Raw genomic sequence first — 18,854 nt, 5'->3', positions numbered from 1 at the left:
TGCGGATCAGTAAGCCGAGTTGACGTTGTCGATCGAGCCGTAGCGATGGGCCGCGTAGTTGCAGGCGGCGGTGATGTTCGCGACCGGGTCGTAGATGTTCCAGGACGTGCCCTGGACGTGGTACGCGTTGAACGTCGGGTCGATCACCTGCAGCAGCCCCTTGGAGGGGGTGCCGATCGCCGCGTTGGAGTCCCAGAGGTTGATCGCCGCCGGGTTGCCGGACGACTCACGCAGCACGTTGCGGTAGATGCCCTGGTAGCTGCCCGGAATGCCATGGGAGTGCAGGACCGCCAGCGACTGCTTGATCCAGCCGTCCAGGTTGCTCTGGTGGGCGGGCGCGGCCGCGGACGCGGCCGGAGCGGCAGCCAGCGCACCGGCGGCCACGGCGACACCGGCGACCGTGGCGCCCACGGAGTACTTCGCGGCCTTGGCCAGTCGGCCGAACTTCGACATCACGGAAAACTGCATGAGAGGACCACCTCAACCATTCAGGAACCCGAGGAAGCCCCATCGGGTAACCGGAAGTGTTAACGGTGCATAAATCCGGGTCAATAGGGCTTTACTACTATCAACCCTCGTATATTCCCTAAGCTGAGATACATCCGATGACCCCCATGTGGGCGTAACGCCCGTTTTTTCCACTATTGGGGTTCGTAGTGACATGCGCCACATAACGAAGGTCACACCGCCAACCTGAAATAGTGACCCACGCCATATCGCCCAGCTCACACCCCTGGCACTCCGTCGGTAAAAGCGGTGCCGGGACCGCTGCCCACGGCGCCCGGAAGAAAGACAGCAGGCCCGATACGTCGAATTCACACCGCGCGAGCTCCCGTCCCGCCCTGGGTGACCGGCATGCCCGATCCGTAGCGCGCTGCCACGATTGCTCCCATGACAGTGCTAGGGGTCGATGCCTGTGCGGTCGGCTGGGTCGGCGTCGTCCTGCGGGACGGGCAGTTTCACGGCTCATACGTGGCGCGCGACTTGGACGTGCTGTTGGCCGAGGTGCCGGACGCGGCGGTGGTCGGGATCGACATGCCGTTGGGGCTGCTGGAAACCGCGGCATGGCGGCGCGCCGACCTGCTGGCCGCCGACTGGCTCGGGCGGCACCGGTCCCGGGTCTTCCGGGTGGCGCCGCGGCCGATCTGGGAGGAGGCCGACTACGCCACGGCGAACCAGCGCTGCCGCGAGTTCACCGGGTCCGGACTGAGCCGCCAGGCCTGGGCGCTGAAGGGCAAGCTGCGCGAGGCCAACTCCCGCCGAGAGCACGGCGATGACCGACTGTACGAGGTCCACCCCGAGATCTCCTTCGCCGCCATGAACGACAGCCAGCCGGTCTCCTGGAGCAAGAGGAGCTGGAACGGTCAGATGACACGTCGCCGTCTCCTCGTCGCCCATGGCATCGCGGTACCCGAGCACTTCGCGGGTGCGGTGGGCACGGTGGCGCCCGATGACATCCTGGACGCCTGCGCGGCCGCCTGGAGCGCCGCCCGCATCAGCTGCCACACCGCCCAGCCACTGCCCGACCCGCCTGAACGCACACTCGGCGGGCTGCCGGTGGCCATCTGGTACTGATCCACACCACCCCGGCCGCACCAGCCCCGTCGTGCTCGGCCGGAGGACGGGTCGTCGTCAGCGCCGTGGCGCCGGCACGCCGCCGGCCACCGCGACCGCCTGCCGGGCGTAGCCGCGCCCGAACAGCACGGCGTGCACCGGCAACGGGAAGAGCTGATGCAGGCCTATGCGGTCCGTCCAGCCGTCGGGCAGCGGGGAGGCCTCCTGGTAGCCGGCGAGTACCCGGTCCAGATGAGGGCAGCCGAAGAGCCGCAGCATGGCGAGGTCGGTCTCCCGGTGCCCGCCGTGCGCCGCCGGATCGATCAGCGGGGCGTGCCCGTCCCTCCCCCACACCACGTTGCCGCTCCACAGGTCACCGTGCAGCCGTGCCGGGGGCGCGGCCGGACCGGCCGGTTCGGGCGGCAGCTGGCAGACCCGCTGCAATCGAAGCAGACATGCACGTCGGCCAGGGTACGGGGCGGGGGTCCCGCGCTGTGCGGCGGCCGGACCGCGCCGAACATCATACCATCGAAGCTGCGGTACCGCTGAGAAGGCCGACCGGGCGCGGGGCGAGTACCCGGGCTGCGCGCGGTGCATGACGGCGCCTGAGGCGATGGCGCGTTCGTCCGGTGCGACCGCCTGTGCCCCGTACGTCACGTGGGTAACCGCCATGTGATGAAAGGCCGTTGACGGTCCATCACCTCTCTCCGGGCAACGGTTCGAAGCGGTTACGAGCGGGGGGCGGAACTGCGACGTCCATACCGCAAAGTGACGGATGAGGCCACCGTTTCCCCCTTGGGAGGAATATGCCTTTTGTGTCCGATGGGCGGCCAGGACCCGGAACACACCGAAGGAGCATCCGATGATGCGGAGCACCGCTCGCAAGACGGCCGCGGCTGCCGCGGGGATCGCACTCGCCGCGGGCACCGTCCTCACGACCGCCGAAGTCGCCTCCGCGGCGCCTGCCGCGCCCGCGGCCACCTGCACCACGTCCGCCCTGCACGCCTCGCTGGTCGACAAGGGCAGCCAGGTCGGCATGTCGCACATAGGCAAGGTGCTGGTGCTGAAGAACACCTCCGGCCGTACCTGCGCCCTGCGCGGCTACCCGGGTCTGCGGTTGGAGAACGGCCGCCACCAGCCGCAGACCACCCACACCCACTGGGGCGGCACCTACTTCGTGCCCGACCCGGGCACGAAGACCATCGCGCTGCGCCCCGGCCAGTCCGCGGAGGCCGACCTGGCGTGGGCTGACGCCGACGCCCCGCGCATGGTGCACGCCGGCTACCTGGAGCTCACACCGCCCGGCTCCCGCACCCATCTGACCATTCCGTTCAAGAACGTCGTGACCAACGGCGACTTGTCGGTGACCGCCTTCGCACGCTCCGTCAAGGTCTCGTAGCGGCAGCCTCCGAGGGGCACACGGCGACGACCCCGCCGTATCTCTCGGTGGGGCCGTCGTGGTCGGCGCGAGCGGTGTCACCACGCCGCTCGGGCGGGCGTCCGCTCAGGGACCGTGGAAGTAGGCGACGCCCGGCGACATCCCCGGGTGGGCGAGCAGTTGCGGCACGGTCACCAGCGTGTAGCCGCGGGCGTGCAGCACATCGACGATGTGCGGCACGGCGGCGATGGTCGTCGGGTAGGTGTCGTGCAGCAGCACGATCGCTCCCGGGTGCACCTTGGCCAGCACCTTGTGTTCGACCGACGGCGTCTTACGGATCTTCCAGTCCCGCGGAGTGACGTCCCACATGATCACCGGCATGCCGACCGCGGCGCGCACCCGCGCGTCCTGCGCGCCGAACGGCGGCCGCATGATGGCCGGGGCGTGGCCGGTGACCTGCGCGATCTGCCGGGCAGCGGTCCTGACCTCGTATCTGATCCGCGCCGTGGAGATCCGGGTGAGGTGGGGATGGGTGACCGTGTGGTCCCCGATGGCGAAACCCTCCCGGTAAGCGCGCCTGGCCACCTGCGGATAGGTCAGCGCGTGCGGGCCGATCTGGAAGAACGTGGCCTTGGCGTGCCGTGCGTCCAGGATGTCCAGCAGTGCCGCGGTGTAGCGGGAGGGGCCGTCGTCGAAGGTGAGCGCCACGCACTTCGCCTTACGGCAGTCCACGGCGGGCGTCCGCGGGGCGCGGAGCGGCGGAAGAGCGCTCGGCCCGAGATGACGCGAGAGCGTGACGGCGCGCGGCGGGCCGGAGCCGACGGTGGACACCGAACGACCGCGGCCGTGTGTCACCACCGCCGTGACCAGGACCGCGACACAGAGCACGGCCAGCGCCAAGGCTGTGCGTATACGCCGCTGCCTAATCGCGCATCACCTTTTCTTGCCCATATCCATCTTGCCGCACCAGCGAACGAGCCATTCAGTGTCTCGATCACCACCAGTGCGCCATCACTACAGGTGCGCCCGCGAGCGCGCTCCGTCATGGCCTGACCGGACCGGTCGACTGGAGGGGTACACAGCCCAAGGCGCCGGTGCCCGAACTGATCGCCGAGGTGTTGGCCCGCCGTCGTCAGCGCACGGTCTGCCCCGACGACGCGGGGTTCAGCTCCGATGACGTGTCGCCGGGCCGCGTCATGATCCGTTCGAGGACGGCCAGGACGCCGGGGCGGAGCTCACGGCGCTCTGCTGAGCGGACGCGGACCCCGCTGGACGCATGCGCCTGCGGCAGCGGCTACCGGGTGGCGGATCTCCTGGACCCGCGGTGGGTGGAACCGAGTGGAAGACGAAGCCTGGGGCGCAACGTCGCGCGGGCCAAGGGGAGATCACCATGGCGCGGCTCGCCGTGCGGTTCGACACGGCGTCGCTCAACGCCCATGGCGGGAGGACGGCGCACGCGACATTGTCGGCGCAGTTCCCCGGGCACATCGACCGCGTCAACGCGCACGGCACCAGCACGCCGCTCAACGACCTCATCGAAGCCGCCGTACTGCACCGGGTCTTCGTCGCCGATCCCCCCTCGGCCACCGCGCCCAAGGGGGTCCTGGGGCACACCATGGACGCGGCCGGAGCCATCGAGGCGGCCCTGACGGTACCGGCGGTCGAGCACCAAATCGCCCCGCACGGCGCCCACTTCAGCTGCCCGGAGCCCGGCACCAGCGTCATCGACCTGGTGGTCGGCGCCGCCCGAAAGCAGGACATCCGCCTTGCCTGAGCGACTCCCGCGGCCTCGGCGGCCACATCACCGTACTGGCCTTCCGGCCGGCCGGATCCCGCGCCCGCCCCGTGACGGCCCGCCATCGCCTGCGGCGGCATGCCCCGCAGCGGGCTCCCCGGTCGGACGCCCTGCGCCGTCCACCCGTACCGCCGATTCGTACTGCTGACCGGGGCGCACGCGGCCGCCTACTGCTTTCGGGCTGTCTGTCTCCCTGACACGTCCACAAGCGGAGGGATCGGGTTTCCTGGTGGAGTTTCATACGTCATGTCAGGTATGAAAGGAATCACCACAGTTGCCCTGCCCGCACAGCCACCGTGCTCAGATCCGCGCCCGTGAGCACGGCGACGGCTGCCGATGCCGTGAACCGCACTGCCGCCAGGGCCTGTTACCGATACCGGGACCCCGCCGCTCACGCTCCCCCTCCCCCATGCCCTCCGTGCCCGTTGACTTCGGAAGGAACCCTTGTGGACCACCTGACCCGACGAGGTTTCGTAAGAGCGGCGGCCCTGACGAGTACGGGAGCGAGCGTCGCCGCTCTTGCCGTGCGCTCCCCGGCGGCAGCCGCCGCACTGCCCACGACGCAGGAGGCGACGACGCAGGAGGCGGCGACGCAGGAGGCGGCGACCAGAACGGTCACCTTCACCGGCGGCACCAACGCCTGTGTGGCCGTCTCGCCCACAGGAGACCGGCTGGTGCTTGAGGTCCAGGGCGTGCTGTGGTCGCTGCCGCGCGAGGGTGGCACGGCGAAGGCGCTGACCCCGGTCGACCTGGAACCGACCCGTCCGGCCTGGTCACCGGATGGCTCGCAGATCGCCTTCTGCGCCTACAAGGGCGGCGCCTTCCATCTGTGGACCATGGCACCGGACGGCTCCGCTCTGCGCCGGTTGACGGACGGCCCCTGGGACGACCGGGGCGTGTCCTGGTCGCCGGACGGCGAACGGATCGCCTTCTCGTCCGAACGCGGCGGAAGCGATGTCACCGGCAGCTCGTACAGCATCTGGACGGTCCGCGTCCGCACCGGTGAGCTGCATCGGCTCACCCATGGGCCGTCCGAGGACTACGACCCGGCCTGGCACCCCGACGGCAGCAAGGTGACCTTCGTACGCTCCGAACACCAGGGCGGCAGCGCGCGGGGGAACGGCCGGATCATCGCCTCGGTGTCCGCCCGGGGCGGCAAGGTCACCGTGCGGCACACCGTGCAGGACGGCGCGGTGTCCGGGCCCGCGGTGTCCCCCGACGGCCGGATCGCGTACGTCTACCTCGACCCCGGCCCACTGCCGACCGGCGCGCGCACCTCGACACTGATCGTGGACGGCAAGGCGATCACCGAAGGCGAGGACGTATCCCCGCAGCCCGCCTGCTGGACCCCCAGCGGGGAACTGTTCTACATCGCCGACGGCCACATCAAGGTGCGCAGGACCGGAACGCGATCCGACTACGCCGAGCGGATCCCGTTCGCCGCACACCTCGACGTGCCCCGCCCACGCTACCGTCAGAAGCGCTTCGGCTTCGACTCCACGGCAATGGTGCCGACGCGCGGCATCCATCTTCCGGCGCTGTCTCCCGACGGAGCGTCGGTCGCCTTCGTGGCGCTGAACGCCCTGTGGCTGATGCCGATCGATGGGCGCCCGCGCAAGCTCGCGCAGGCGGACCCGTCCCGATACCTCCAGATGCCGTCGTGGGCCCGGGACGGCGGCAGCATCCTGTACGCGTACGACGGAGACGGGCATTTCGCCGTGCACCGCAGACGGCTGGCCGACGGGACCGACACCGTGCTGGCCACCGGCGGCAGGCTCAACCCCGCGCTGTCACCTGACGGCTCCAAGCTCGCCTGCCAGGACGTCACCGGAAGGCTGGTCGTCCGCGACCTGCACACCGGCACCGAGCGCACCCTCGCCTCCTCCCTGCACGGCGGCGGCCTTCCCGGGCGGCCGAGTTGGTCCCCTGACGGGCGCTACCTGGCCTTCTGCGACCGCAACCGGCTGAACCACCGCTTCCGCGAGGGCTACAACCACATCCGCGTCGTCGACACCCGTACCGGCAGGTGGACCGGCCACCTGCCGCTGCCGCACTCCCCGCTGTCCGACCGCGGGGACTGCGGGCCGGTGTGGTCGCCGGACGGCAGGTGGATGGCGATCATCATGGAATCCGCCCTGTGGGTGCTGCCGGTGCGCCCGGACGGCTCGCCCAGCGGCCCGCCGCGGCTGCTGGCCGACGAGGCGGCCGACCACCCCTCGTGGGCGGGCGACTCCAACACCCTGCTGTACCTGTCCAACGGGATGTTGCGGCTGATCCGGCGGGACGGCACAGGGCGGCGCACGGTCCCCGTCCCGTTGCACCACGGCCGCCGCCTGCCGCCGCGCTCCGCGGTCTCCCGGGTGCACGCCGGACGGCTGTGGGACGGCACCGGCGAGACGGTGCGCACCAACGTCGACATCGTCATCAGCGGCAACCGCATCACCGCGATCGAACCGCACCGCCCGGGGGCCGCCCGCCGCGGCGAGCGGCTCATCGACGCCTCCGAGGGCACCGTGCTCCCCGGGCTGTGGGACTCCCACATCCATCCCTGGCAGTTCTGCTACGGCGGCCGGCAGAACCATCTGATGCTGGCCTACGGCATCACCACATGCGTCTTCCTGGGCGGATTCGCCTACGAATCGGTGCGCATCCGCGAGTCGGTGGCCGCGGGGACGATGCACGGGCCACGCCAGTTCGCCACCGGTGAGCTGATCGACGGCAGCCGTGTCGCGTCCAACCACGACCGGGCCCACCGCACGGCCGACGGTGTGCGGCGCTCGCTGCAGCGTGCCGTCGCGCTGGACTACGACTTCGTCAAGACGTACGTCAGAGCACCGGCCTGGATCATGGCGGAGGCGGCCCGCACCGCCCACCAGGTCCTGGGAGTGCGCACCGGCGGCCATCTGTGCGCGCCGGGGCTGGGTCTTGGGCTGGACCTGACCACCCATCTGCACGCCACCCAGCGGCTGGAGTTCGGGCATGCCCTGTCCCCGACCCGCCACTCCTACCAGGACGTGGGCGAGGTCTACCGCGACGCCGAATTCCAGATCATCGCCACCCCGTTCACCGCCGCACCCCTGCTCGGCGCCGACCCGTACCTGGCCGATGACCCACGGGTCACCACCTTGATGCCACGCTGGGACGCCGCCCTGGTCAGGAACACCGCCGACAAGCCGCCCAACGATGACCAACTGCGTGCCCTGCGCCGGGAGATGGACATCTACTGGCGGCTCATCGGCCAGCAGGCGAACCTGGCACTCGGCACCGACGCCGCGCTCGTGCCCTACGGGCTGCATCTGCACCTCGCCCTGCGCGCCCTGCACCGGTTCGGCGGGCTGACCCCGGCGCAGACGCTGCGCACCGTCACCGCGGCGCCCGCGCGGATGTTCGGGGTCAGCGACGATCTCGGCACCGTGGAACCGGGCAAGCTCGCGGACCTGACCTTTGTCGACGGCAACCCGTTCCAGGACTTCTCCCATCTGGTGCGTACCAGCATGGTGATGCGCGACGGTGTCGTGCACCGCCAACGGGACCTGGTGGACGCGTTCAGCGCCAGGGCGGAACACACCGATCCGCACCGCGTGGACGAGGCGGCCTGGCTGGCGATCAGCACACAGCTACGCCGGGAAGCCTGCTGCGCCCCGCCCGACGCCACTGACCCGACCCTGCTCTGAACAGCTCATGGGCCCTCCCGTCGATCCGTGGCTCACCGTCGTGCGGTGGGCGCCCACCGCACTGATCGGGGTGGGCGTCGTCTTCGACCTGTTGACGCCGGTCTGGTCACCGTCGCTCCGGCCCGCGCCACCAAGGGCCAGCCGGACCCCGAACTGCTCCGCGAGGTGATCGACCGACTGCGCGGTCTGTGACCTCAGTGCCCGAACATCTGGCGGCACGACGGCGCGAGACCTGGCGGGAGTTGCCCGGACTCCACCGCCTGGTCGCACAGATAGCCCGGTCGGACGTTCGCCGGCGGTCCCGCTGGTTCCGGTGACCGGCCCTCGCGGCGCCGGTGCGGCGCCGGCCGCTGGGGGCTCTGCTGCGGGGCGGCGTCCTCGCCGGCGGGCGGACCGCTGGGGGCGGGGATGTCCGGGCGCCGAACCGCGGGCGCGCTGTGCGGCGGCGCGGTGGCGGGTGCGGTGATCCGCACGAAGGGGGCCGACGCCGAGGGCGTACCCTCCCCCGTCAGCGCCCGCGCGGACCGGGCCGGTCCTGGCGTGGACGATGGGTCGAACTGGCCCGCGACCTCGGCGGATTGCGCGGGCGAGCGTACGGCGACGCAGCCGCACAGCAGCGCCGGAAGTGCGCCGAGGAGCAGCAGTCGGGGCAGCGTACGAGCAGCGGTGTAGTCCCGGTCAACCACGGTGTGGCACCAACTGTCTTCCATCGAGGGAGTGTCTGGTCCGGCGGGCGCGAACCGGAGGCCTGGACCGGCGGGTTGTCCCCGGTGCATCAGCGCGACCTGCGGACGCGCAGGAAGTCCTGCGTACAGCCGATCGTCTCGCCGAGCACCTCGGCGCCCGGGCAGGCCCGCCGCAGCGCGTCGTGCAGGTACGTGCTCGGCTCGACGGCGATCGTCCGCCCGAAGTGCCCGGCGAGGTGCCGGGTGGTTCCGCCGTCCCCGGCACCCGCGTCGACGAACAGACGGCGGTGCCGCAGCCGCCGCACCACACCGGACAGATACTCCTCGGCGACCCGCTTCTGATCGGTGCCCGCCGGGAACGCCTGGAAGGCGTGGCGGTAGTCCGCCCCCACCGGGTCGAGGACACCGACCGGCGTGGCGGGCGTGGCCGAGGTGTACGGCACAGCGGCAGCCCTTCCACCGATCGGGTCCTCGCGACGCCGCCGCCTCGGCCGCGAGGTCATTGCATGAGGCAGCCACCGTGTGAACGCCGGTCGTCCCGTCAGGTTACGAAGCTGGCCACAGCGACCGGCTGTTCGTGTGACGCGGCCTTCGGCTCACCATCCGCGGCCGGACCACCCGGTGCGGGAGATGGCTTCAGCGCTCTCTCGCTCAGCGGTCGTCGTCGACCACGCCTACGCTGATGGCGCCCGCCGCACGCCGACGTCCCTCCTCGGTGCGGGTCAACTCGGTGGCCACATCGGTGCCTTCGGCCACCGCCGCCGACTCGGCGGCGGCCCAGCCGAACACTCCACGCGCCATCGTCGAGCTCTCGGCCGCCGCCCGCTTCCCGTACACCGCCGCCCGTACCCGTGCGATGCCGCGGTCCTCGGGGGCGGCCAGCGCGGCGGTCTCCGCCAGATGACAGGCCAGCCGCAGCTGACCGGCGTCCAGCAACTCCATGGCCCGGTCCGCCAGTACCCGCGCGCCACCGGCGGCCGCGGCCAGTTCGGTGGCGACGGCGGCCTGCGGCGCGGGCTTGAGGTGTGCGGGATTCTGGTCGTACCAACCGCCCCACAGCCGCCACAGGTTGCGGACCACGAACTCCGGCTCGTCGTACGCGGGATGGAGATACGGCTTGGCGAGCAGTTCACCGGGCACCCGTACCGCATGGATCACCTCGTCCAGGCGCAGGCCCGCGTTCATCAGGTCACGGGTCTGGGTGCACAGCGTCTCCAGCAACTCGGCCGTGTCGTCCAGCGCCTGGCGGATCCGGTCGGCCCCCAGGATCGGCACGCCGTGACCGGGCAGCAGCACCTCGGCGCCCAGCGCCCGCATGTCGCGCAGCGCCCGCGCCCACTCCTCGGGATAGCGCTGCACCTTCTGCGGGTTGCCGGCGTTGGGAGAGTTCCAGATGAAAAGGTCTCCTGTGCACACCGTCTTCAGCTCGGGAATCCACACATAGGTGTGATCGTCCGTCTCGCCCCATGCGTGCGTCAGCTCGAAGGTCAGCTCGCCGCGCCGCACGGTCAGCCGGTCCCGGTAGACGGTGTCCGGATAGCGGTACGTGGTCGGCCACTCCAGCCCGGGCACCCCGAACTGGCGGCGGTTGATCCAGCCGTTGTAGCCGGCCGTCGCCCGGTAGCGGTCGAAGCGCGCGGCCACCGCCTCGTGCCCGATCACCTCCGGCCGCCCGGTGCCGTCCCGGTCCGCCGTCGCGTCGAACGGGGAGACCCCGAAGACATGGTCGATGTGTCCGTGCGTGTAGACGACGGCGCGCACCTCGGCGTCGGAGAACGCTCGTACGGCCGTGTGCAGTGTCTCGGCGGTACGGAAGTCACCGCTGTCGACCAGCACCAGGCCGTCGCCGGTGTCGAAGACCGACACATTGGCGAACGCCGGGAAGAATCCACCGCGTTCGCCGACGCGCACCAGTTCAGGGCCGGTGAAGCGGCCACTGAAGTGCGGCAGCAGGCTCTCCGTACCGTTCCAGACCCCGTCGGCGTAGGACAGATAGGTGTCCACGTTGTGCTCCGTCATAGGACCTCGTCTCGTCACCTGGTCAGCCCTGGATACCCCAACTCCCCCACTCCCGCCGCCGATCCTGGTCTCCTCACGGGTCGGTGGACAGCACCTCTCGTCACAGTGGTCCCGGCTGGATACTGTGATTCCTCACAGCCAGGGAGGCGACGTCGAGTGCTCGAAGGAGAGCGATGACCGCACATCCGCCCACGAGTCGCCCACCCGGTCGGTACCAGATCTCCCAGAACGCCCGTGTCCTCGCGGCTCGTTGCGAGCCCCGGATCAACGAACTCGCCCGCCGGATGTCCCGTGACTCCTTCGAGCGGATCCCGGGCTACGCCGAACTACCCGGCGACATGAAGGACATGGAGATCGCCGCCACCGCCCGGTACGGTCTGCGCCTGTTCGTCCGCAGGATCCACGACCCGCTGCACCGCGCCGACGACCATCGGCTGTTCCGCGAGCGCGCCGCCCAGCGCGCCGAGGAGGGCGTACCGCTGCAACTGCTGCTGCGCAGCCATGCGCTCGGGGTGTACGTGTTGTGGCAGGCGCTGCACGAGAGCGCCCGGCCGGGCGAGGAGGCCGCCCTGACCGAGCTGGCCGGGCTGCTGCTGCGCGCGCAGGAGGGCATCATGGGCGCGGTCGCCGAGACCTACCTCGACGAGCGGGCGACGCTCGACGCCGAACGGCAGGAGCGGCGCCGTTCCCTGGTGCGCGGACTCCTCGACGGCACGCGGGTGCCGGATGACGAAGCCGTGCGCGCCCTCGGAGTGGAGCACGGCGGGCTGGTGCTGTGCCTGCGGATCGGGCCGCCGACGTCCGCCCCCGTGACGGCAGGCCACGCGGTCGCCGACCGCCGCCGCAGGCGCCGGCTGCAGACGGCGCTGGACCGCGGCTTCGGTACCGAGGTGCTCACCGTCCTGGCGGAGGACGGAGGGCACGCCATCGTGCCGGGGCGGGACGGCCACGGCGGACCGCCCGAGGTCCCCGAGGGGCTCGCGGAACGGCTGCGCCGCGACTGCGGTGCCGAGGTTCGTATGGCCGCCTGCCCCGCCGCGACGGCGGCGGACCTGCCGGGTGCCGCCGGTACCGCCGCCGAGATCATCCGGGTCGCCCGCGCCTGCGGACGGCCGCCCGGACTGCACCGCCTCGAAGACGTGCTGCTCGAATTCCACCTGTCCCGCGACAACGAGAGCAGCGGCCCGATCGCCGCCCTGCTCGACCCCGTCGACGACCGGCCGGAACTGCTCGAAACCCTGCGCACCTATCTGGAGAGCCAGCGGGACCGCCGGGGCACCGCGCGTCAACTGGGCCTGCATCCCAACACCGTTGACAACCGGCTCGCCCGGATCACCGAACTCACCGCCCTCGACCTGTCCACACCCCGCGGCGCGGCCCTCGCACTGGCCGCTCTGCTGCTGCGCGGCGTGATCGCCTGACAGCGGCATCAGGGAGCGGGCGGGCGGCACTCGGACTCGGGCCACCATCGGGGTCGCCTGCCCGCTCGTGGTCTCGGACGCGCCGCGGGTGCGGTCAGCCGCCGACCGGCCGCCAGCGGATCGGCAGATGCTTGACCCCGTTCTGGAAATTCGACCGCAACCGCCGTGGCTCTCCGGCGAGTTCCACCTCGCCCAGCCTGTCGAGCACGGCGGCGAACATCTCCCGCATCTGCACCCGCGCCAGTTGGGCGCCGAGGCAGAAGTGCGGACCGTGCCCGAACGACAGATGGCCGCCCGGCACCCGGCCGATGTCGAAGCTGTCCGGCTCGGTGAACACCCGCTCGTCACGGTTGGCCGAGCAGAAGTACACCACCACCTTCTCCCCCGCCCTGATCGGCACCCCGCCGAGTTCGGTGTCGACCGTGGCGGTCCGGCGGATGTGCAGTACGGGGGTCCACCACCGCAGCATCTCGTCAACCGCTCCCGGCAGCAGCGACCGGTCCGCGCGCAGCCTGCGGTACTGGGCGGGGTGGCTGATCAGGGCGAGCAGACCGCCCGGCAGGCCGTTGCGCAGGGTCTCGTTGCCGGCGACCGTCAGCAGCCAGAAGAGCTGCTCGAACTCCTCGATCGAGACCCGGCCGCCCTCCGTGTCCACCTGCCGCATCAGGATGCCCATGATGTCGCCCGCTTCCCCGCCTGACGTCCGGTCCCGCTTCCACTCCCCCAGTTCACGGGCGTACCCGTAGAGATCGGGCATGCCCCGGCGCGATCGCGGATCGGGCATCCGGCCCGCGGCATCGGGCTGCGGGCGAAGGGCCAGCGCACGGCGGGCGGCTTCGCTCACGCCTTGCGGGTCGACGGTGTGGCAGGCGGCGTACTCCTGGTCCTGATAGCCGACGACGCGATTGGACCAGTCGTACAGCAGCGCGCGGTCGGCGGCCGGGACTCCCAGGATTTCGGCGAGGGTGGCGACCGGCAGGTCGGCGGCGACCTCGGTGGCGAAGTCGCACTCGCCGCGTTCGGCCACGGCGTCGACCAGTGCGCGGGCACGCGACCGGATGCGCTCGCCCAACGCGGCCACCGCACGCGGGGTGAAGGCGCTCGTCAGCAGCGTTCGCAGCCGGGAGTGGTCCGGCGGATCCATGTTGAGCATCATCCGGCGCACCGCCGTCAGGTCTTCCGGGGTCGCCGGATCCCTGATCTGTGTGCCTCCCAGATGCGACGAGAACCGCTGGGGCGAGCGGAGCACCTGCCGTACCTCCGCGTGCCGCAGCACCGCGGTGAATCCGGCGCCGAGCTCGGCGGAGCCTTCGAACCGCACCGCCGCGGCCCGCTCGCGCAGCCGTCCGAACGCGCTGTGCGGCATGCCGTGCACATAGGTGTCCGGGCTGTGGATCTCCGCGGCGTCTCGGCGCTCCTGCGCGCTCACCGGCATGGCGGTCACTCGCGGAGGAAGGACTCAACGGAGGTGATCAGGGCGATCGGTGTCTCGTCCATCGGATAGTGGCCGCAGTTTCCCATCACCTCGAGATCGGTGTTCGGATATGTCGTCAGCCAGGTGGCGCGCATGAAGTCGGCGGACATCCCGGGGTCATGCTCGCCCACCACCACCTTCACCGGCAGCGTGCTGCCCTTGACCAGGTGCACCAGATCGGCCCTGGCCCATTGCGGCAGATAGGCCGCGAAGGCGTCCCGGGCGGAGCATTCCAGCGAACGGGCCGTCATGACGTCCAGCCAGCCGTCGGCCAGTCTGCCGCCGGTGGTCCGGTCGATGATCGCCCGCCGGTTGTCGGCGCTGTCCGCGGCTCCGGAGAACAGCCGCCAGCCGTCGTCGTCGAACGGGACGCCCGACGCGGGCACCGGGCACAGGCCGATCAGCTTGCGCACCCGCCCTGGTGACCGGGCCAGCACCTGCTGTATCGCGGCTCCACCCATCGAATGCCCGATCAGACTGAACTCGGCCCAGCCGAGTTGGTCGGCGAGTGCGAGGACATCGCCCGCGATCTCGTCCAGCGTGAACTCCCCGGCGGCGCCTATCTCCTCACCGTAGCCCCGGTAGTCCATGAACGCGTAGGAGAACGCCTGCCGATCGAGGTACGGCCACAGCCCCTGGTAGCCGGTACGATCACTGAACCAGCCGTGCAGCGCGATGACTTGGTGCTCACCGGTTCCGATCAGGGTATGCGCGCTTCCCACTACGAACCCCCTGTGTTCCGCCCTCCTGCTCCCTGGGCAACGACGATAGTGCGGCTCCCTCACCCCGACCAGAGCGCCGCACAACCGGGGCCGACGCCTGGGGCTACGCTCCGAACAGTGGGCGGCACTGTTCCAATCCCTCGATGCGGACAGGGACCGAGCGGTGCGACCGCCATGCCATACGGTCCAGACGCAACCGTTGCAGGGTCTGCGCCTGCCCGCGCACCGAGGCCACGGTCAGGCCGTCGGGGCGGTAGCCGAGCTTTCGGGACACACCCAGCGAGGGCGCGTTGTCCGTCATCGCGGACGAGGTCGCATACCGCGCGCCCAGCCCTTCGAACGCCAGGTGCACCGCCGCTGCCCGCATTTCCGTGCCGACCCCCTGCCCCTGATGAGCCAGCCCCAGCCAGGATCCGGTGGTGACCTCCCGGGTCACCCCGAAGTCGACCGCGGTCAGATCCTGCCGTCCGACGACCTTTCCGCCGTCCAGCACCGCAAGGCTCAGCGTCCAGTTGTCGGGGCGCCAGTTCGCGATGGTTCCCAGTACATGCTGGAACGTCGCACGCCCCCGCTCCTGCGGGGACGCATTTGTCCACGGAACCGTGAACGGCATGTTCGCCGCGTCATGCACACCGTCCGCAGCCACTGCCGCCAGTTCCTCGGCCAACTCCATGTCCGGAAGCCGCAGTTCCAGGCGGGGTGTGGTGACCCGAAGCCCGAGCAGGGGCCAAAAGTGCCTGTCCATGACCGGATCCTGCCGAACCGCCACGACACCGTCGAGCCAATTATCGGCGCGCTGACCAGCCGTCGACTCCGACTCGGCAGCCGCACGACTGATCGGCGCGGTCAGTCGGTACCGTCGTCGGGCTGGTGGTCCGACCAGGCGTAGGGCTCGGGGAGCAGTTGCGCGATGGGGACGGCTCGTAGGTGGTCGGCTGCGCCGATGATGACGTCGAGTGCCGGGAAGTAGTCGAACAGGACCTGGCGGCAGCGGCCGCACGGGGGGATGACGCCGCGTTCGTGATCGCCCACCGCGACCATGGTGGTGAGGTCGTAGCCGCCCTGGGCCGCTGCCGCGCCGATGACGACGAGTTCGGCGCACGGGCCGCCCGTGAAGTGGTAGGCGTTCAGCCCGGTGACGATCCGGCCGTCGCGGGTGCGCGCCGCGGCGGCAACGGTGTGGTTGTCGCCCCGGCAGAAGGTGCGCGCCGTCCTGGTGGCGGCCTGAACGAGTTCGTGGTCGACGGGAGTGCCTTGCATCATCGTTCATCCACCCACCCGACGGGCCGTAGCACCCTGCGGGCCCTACATGGGAGGGCCATCTCGACGCTCCCGCTCTTCGGGCAGCAGCGTCCTCGGCCCCAGCGGCGGAGCCCAGATGACGGTGAGCACGCCCACTCCGCGCCCCGAGGCCCGCACCGGGGTGGAGGCCGCCGTATAGGCGAACGGCATCGTCACATCGAGCCGGGACGGAATGCCGATGGTCTCCGGAAAGGTCTGCACGGACTGCTTGCCGGTACGGTGCGCGATGGCGGCGGTGTACGGCTCGCTGGCCGCCGCGATGCGTTCCGCGGTGGCGAATATCGACAGCGGCCCGCCCGCCACGACCGCCGCGGCCAGGCTCCGGCCGTCGTCGACGGCTACGTAGCCGATGGCGGTGGTGGCGCGCAGTGCCCGCACCAGCTGCCGCAGCGCCTCGGCGAACATCGCGCTCTGAGCGTCGAGGGCCGTCGGCACAGCGGACGGGACCGGGTCGTGGCCGCCTGCCGATGATCGACCGTGATCACTGCTTCCCATCGTCGACGCCTCGACTCTCGCGAAGGCGGCAGCCTCCGCACGGACAGACATACGTGTCGATTTTATCCCGGACGGGATGGACGAGCGTATCGGCTGGGGCGTCGGCCGATACGCCGGTCACTCATCCGGTCACAGCCACATGTTGTCGCTCAGCGCCCCGAGGCCGACGCCGGACAGGCGATGGTGCAAGGCGACGGCCTGGTCCTCGGTGAGCGACGCGACATGGTCGGCCGCGACGCGCAGCCGGTCTCCGTGCAGCTCCAGCTCCTCCGCCCGGTCCGGCGGTAGCAGTTCCGGGGCGTCGTGGCTCCAGCGCAGCAACTCACTGACGATGCGCCGCTTCCCGTGCTGCTGGGTGGCGAGCGCCGGGCGGTCGATCACGTAGCACCAGACCAGTTCCTTGAGCAAGTCGCAGGCCGCGCGGCGCTCCTGGGGGATGATCAGGCGGGCGCCGCAGCGGATCGCGGCCGGGCCGCTGACTTCGAGGTCGATGTCCCGGGTGAAGTAGGCGATCAGATCGGCCGTGCGCCTGTTCACGGCGACCGCGTCCGCATGACGGCCGCTGTACGGCGCCGGCACCTGGAGCCGCTTGCCGATGTCCGCCATGAGCTGCAGCGCCGCGACGCGGTCGAACGGCTCCTGGTCGCGGGCCCGTTTCGCTTCCACGTAGTCCAGGAAGCGCCTGGTCTCGCGTTCGGTGTCGCCGCCCGCGCACCCCTCCGGCGGGAACAGGGATGCCAGCGGAATCAGGCCGGTCCGGTAGAAGTCCTCCACGTCGTGGCAGGCGTAGGTGACATCGTCGGCCCAGTCCATCACCTGCTCCTCGACCGGCACCCCGGTTCCGGTGCGGCCCGCCCGCACCCAGGCGAACGCCTCCCGGTCCGCCGCGTAGACGCCCCACTTGGCGTGCCGTGCCGGGTCCTCGGCCAACGGGGCCCGCACCCATGGGTACTTGATCGACGCGTCCAGACATGCCCGGGTGAGGTGCAACCCGCGATGGCCGGGGTACTTGTGCGCGGCCAGGAAGGTCAGGACGCGCAGCGTCTGGGCGTTGCCCTCGAAGCTGTCCAGCGAGCCCTCCGCGCGGCGCAGTTCGTCCATGGTCGCCCGCAGCGCCGTCTCGCCCGCGTGCCCGAAGGGCGGATGGCCGATGTCATGCGCCATGCAGGCGGCCTCGACCAGCGCCGGATTGGGGCCGCCGTAACGCCGTTCCAGGCGCTCGGCCATGCGGCGGCCCAACTGGGCCACCTTCATCGAGTGCGTCAATCGCGTGTGATACGCGCCCAGTTCGGCGCTGGCCACGACCTGGCTCTTGCCGGCCAACGCCCGCCACTGGGTCGAGTACAGGATCCGGTCGACGTCGTGCTCGAAACCGGAACGCTGCCCGTCGTCGGACACCCTGCGGTGCAGTGCGTGCTGTTCCAGGTCCTCATCGCGGTATTTGGCCGGTCGCATGCGCAGATGCTACGCGGAAGCGGCTGGTCGGAGGGCCAGTTGGGCGCCCCACCAGGGCACCGACGGGGGGGCGGGACGCGAGCGCGGGTGTGACTTACCTCTCTTCGAAAACCTGGACTAATCGGTCATTTTCCGGACTTTACGCCCACTGACCTGCGGTTTCGCGCGCCCAGTGATCGCCAGGTGCCCGTTTTCTACCGTTCAGGGGGGTCTTGCCCCACCCCCGCGATCCATGTTTCTGTCGACATCGCCCGCTGCCGCGGGCCCCGCCGGTCGGAACGCCGAATCCTGCCGCCAACCGACGGGAACACCCGACGCGACAGCGCCGAAGGCAGGAGCGGGGGACCCAAGGTCCACCGCCGGTCCACCCCACGACACGGACCGGCTAGGGGTAAAGCCGCGCGCCACACCAGCCGCGACCGGGCACTCACCAGCCCGAACCCGACAGCTGACCTCGCAGGCGTCGGTGAGGAACCACACCCATGCCCAAGCTCAGCCATGCCTCCAAGACCACCCGCATCGCCACGCTCGCCGGCATCGCCACCGCCGCCATCACCATCCCCGTCCTCAGCGCCACCACCGCCTCCGCCGCCACCACCGCCACCTGGGACCGCGTAGCCCAGTGCGAATCCAGCGGCAACTGGTCCAACCACAACACCGGCGGCAACGGCCACTACGGCGGCCTGCAGTTCTCCCCCTCCAGCTGGGCAGCCGCCGGCGGCCTGAAGTTCGCCCCCCGCGCCGACCACGCCACCAAGGACCAGCAGATCACCGTCGCCAACAAGCTCCTGGCCATGCAGGGCCCGGGCGCCTGGCAGTGCGCCAAGGCCGGCGGCCTGAAGTGACCCACGGCTCAAGGCCTGCCCGGGAAACTCCCCG

At 70.8% G+C, this 18,854-nt stretch carries 17 protein-coding genes, 3 pseudogenes and 1 riboswitch; of the genes and pseudogenes, 8 read left to right on the top strand and 12 right to left on the bottom strand.

Annotated elements, in window-relative coordinates; translation table 11 throughout:
* Positions 1-6 precede the first annotated feature (6 nt).
* Complete coding sequence (locus P2L57_RS04500) at positions 7-468, bottom strand: transglycosylase SLT domain-containing protein (RefSeq protein ID WP_372515602.1); 462 nt, start codon at positions 466-468, stop codon at positions 7-9.
* A gap of 423 nt (positions 469-891) precedes the next feature.
* Between P2L57_RS04500 and P2L57_RS04495 the strand changes: the two genes are divergently transcribed.
* Positions 892-1,575, top strand: coding sequence for a DUF429 domain-containing protein (locus P2L57_RS04495; RefSeq protein ID WP_275808513.1), 684 nt, complete (start codon positions 892-894; stop codon positions 1,573-1,575).
* Between the two features lie 57 nt (positions 1,576-1,632).
* Here the strand turns inward: P2L57_RS04495 and P2L57_RS04490 are convergent.
* Positions 1,633-2,166: pseudogene (locus P2L57_RS04490) on the bottom strand (fructosamine kinase family protein); the annotation flags it as partial.
* A 250-nt stretch (positions 2,167-2,416) separates the two neighbouring features.
* On the opposite strand from P2L57_RS04490, the gene P2L57_RS04485 reads away from it, so the two are divergent.
* A complete protein-coding gene (locus P2L57_RS04485) occupies positions 2,417-2,953 on the top strand; it encodes a DUF4232 domain-containing protein (protein WP_275808510.1) in 537 nt (178 codons plus the stop codon).
* 105 nt (positions 2,954-3,058) lie between these two features.
* On the opposite strand, the gene P2L57_RS04480 is transcribed toward P2L57_RS04485, so the two are convergent.
* On the bottom strand, positions 3,059-3,832 hold the full coding sequence (locus P2L57_RS04480) for a polysaccharide deacetylase family protein (protein ID WP_275808507.1): 774 nt from the start codon (positions 3,830-3,832) through the stop codon (positions 3,059-3,061).
* 32 nt (positions 3,833-3,864) lie between these two features.
* Here P2L57_RS04480 and P2L57_RS41240 point away from each other — a divergent pair.
* The 4 genes and pseudogenes from P2L57_RS41240 to P2L57_RS04465 form a co-directional block, all read left to right on the top strand.
* Positions 3,865-4,086, top strand: a pseudogene (locus P2L57_RS41240) (hypothetical protein); the annotation flags it as partial.
* A gap of 236 nt (positions 4,087-4,322) precedes the next feature.
* Positions 4,323-4,706, top strand: a complete 384-nt coding sequence (locus P2L57_RS04475; protein ID WP_275808504.1) for a beta-ketoacyl-[acyl-carrier-protein] synthase family protein — start codon at positions 4,323-4,325, stop codon at positions 4,704-4,706.
* A gap of 467 nt (positions 4,707-5,173) precedes the next feature.
* Positions 5,174-8,401, top strand: a complete 3,228-nt coding sequence (locus P2L57_RS04470; protein ID WP_275808501.1) for an LpqB family beta-propeller domain-containing protein — start codon at positions 5,174-5,176, stop codon at positions 8,399-8,401.
* Between the two features lie 27 nt (positions 8,402-8,428).
* Entirely contained in the window at positions 8,429-8,593 is a 165-nt protein-coding gene (locus P2L57_RS04465) for a hypothetical protein (protein ID WP_275808498.1), read from the top strand.
* 2 nt (positions 8,594-8,595) lie between these two features.
* Here P2L57_RS04465 and P2L57_RS04460 read toward each other — a convergent pair whose 3' ends face one another.
* The 3 genes from P2L57_RS04460 to P2L57_RS04450 form a co-directional block, all read right to left on the bottom strand.
* Positions 8,596-9,111: a hypothetical protein gene (locus P2L57_RS04460; RefSeq protein ID WP_275808495.1), complete on the bottom strand. Its 516-nt coding sequence runs from the start codon at positions 9,109-9,111 to the stop codon at positions 8,596-8,598.
* Positions 9,112-9,176: 65 nt separating this feature from the next.
* Positions 9,177-9,530, bottom strand: coding sequence for a class I SAM-dependent methyltransferase (locus tag P2L57_RS04455; protein WP_275808492.1), 354 nt, complete (start codon positions 9,528-9,530; stop codon positions 9,177-9,179).
* A 208-nt stretch (positions 9,531-9,738) separates the two neighbouring features.
* Positions 9,739-11,106 carry an alkyl sulfatase dimerization domain-containing protein gene (locus P2L57_RS04450; protein ID WP_275808489.1) on the bottom strand — a complete coding sequence of 456 codons (1,368 nt, stop codon included), beginning with the start codon at positions 11,104-11,106 and terminating at the stop codon, positions 9,739-9,741.
* 173 nt (positions 11,107-11,279) lie between these two features.
* On the opposite strand from P2L57_RS04450, the gene P2L57_RS04445 reads away from it, so the two are divergent.
* The gene (locus P2L57_RS04445) at positions 11,280-12,527 is read left to right on the top strand and encodes a PucR family transcriptional regulator (protein ID WP_275808485.1); all 1,248 of its coding nucleotides are present in this window, start codon (positions 11,280-11,282) and stop codon (positions 12,525-12,527) included.
* A gap of 94 nt (positions 12,528-12,621) precedes the next feature.
* Here P2L57_RS04445 and P2L57_RS04440 read toward each other — a convergent pair whose 3' ends face one another.
* The 6 genes from P2L57_RS04440 to P2L57_RS04415 form a co-directional block, all read right to left on the bottom strand.
* The gene (locus tag P2L57_RS04440; protein ID WP_275809185.1) at positions 12,622-13,962 is read right to left on the bottom strand and encodes a cytochrome P450; all 1,341 of its coding nucleotides are present in this window, start codon (positions 13,960-13,962) and stop codon (positions 12,622-12,624) included.
* Between the two features lie 5 nt (positions 13,963-13,967).
* A complete protein-coding gene (locus tag P2L57_RS04435) occupies positions 13,968-14,723 on the bottom strand; it encodes an alpha/beta fold hydrolase (protein WP_275808482.1) in 756 nt (251 codons plus the stop codon).
* A gap of 103 nt (positions 14,724-14,826) precedes the next feature.
* Positions 14,827-15,468, bottom strand: coding sequence for a GNAT family N-acetyltransferase (locus P2L57_RS04430; protein ID WP_275808479.1), 642 nt, complete (start codon positions 15,466-15,468; stop codon positions 14,827-14,829).
* A 101-nt stretch (positions 15,469-15,569) separates the two neighbouring features.
* Positions 15,570-15,986 (bottom strand): cytidine deaminase family protein, encoded by a 417-nt coding sequence (locus P2L57_RS04425; protein ID WP_275808476.1) that lies wholly within the window; start codon positions 15,984-15,986, stop codon positions 15,570-15,572.
* A 42-nt stretch (positions 15,987-16,028) separates the two neighbouring features.
* Positions 16,029-16,571 (bottom strand): hypothetical protein, encoded by a 543-nt coding sequence (locus P2L57_RS04420; protein ID WP_275808473.1) that lies wholly within the window; start codon positions 16,569-16,571, stop codon positions 16,029-16,031.
* A gap of 78 nt (positions 16,572-16,649) precedes the next feature.
* Positions 16,650-17,975, bottom strand: coding sequence for a deoxyguanosinetriphosphate triphosphohydrolase family protein (locus P2L57_RS04415; RefSeq protein WP_275808470.1), 1,326 nt, complete (start codon positions 17,973-17,975; stop codon positions 16,650-16,652).
* A 313-nt stretch (positions 17,976-18,288) separates the two neighbouring features.
* Positions 18,289-18,453, top strand: a riboswitch (cyclic di-AMP (ydaO/yuaA leader).
* A gap of 4 nt (positions 18,454-18,457) precedes the next feature.
* On the opposite strand from P2L57_RS04415, the pseudogene P2L57_RS04410 reads away from it, so the two are divergent.
* Positions 18,458-18,814 (top strand): annotated as a pseudogene (locus tag P2L57_RS04410) (transglycosylase family protein); the annotation flags it as partial.
* Positions 18,815-18,854 lie beyond the last annotated feature (40 nt).

Origin of the sequence: Streptantibioticus ferralitis (assembly GCF_029223525.1) — a bacterium.
In the GTDB taxonomy this organism is placed as follows: Bacteria; Actinomycetota; Actinomycetes; order Streptomycetales; family Streptomycetaceae; genus Streptantibioticus_A; species Streptantibioticus_A ferralitis.
This window is presented reverse-complemented; position numbering and strand designations above follow the sequence as displayed.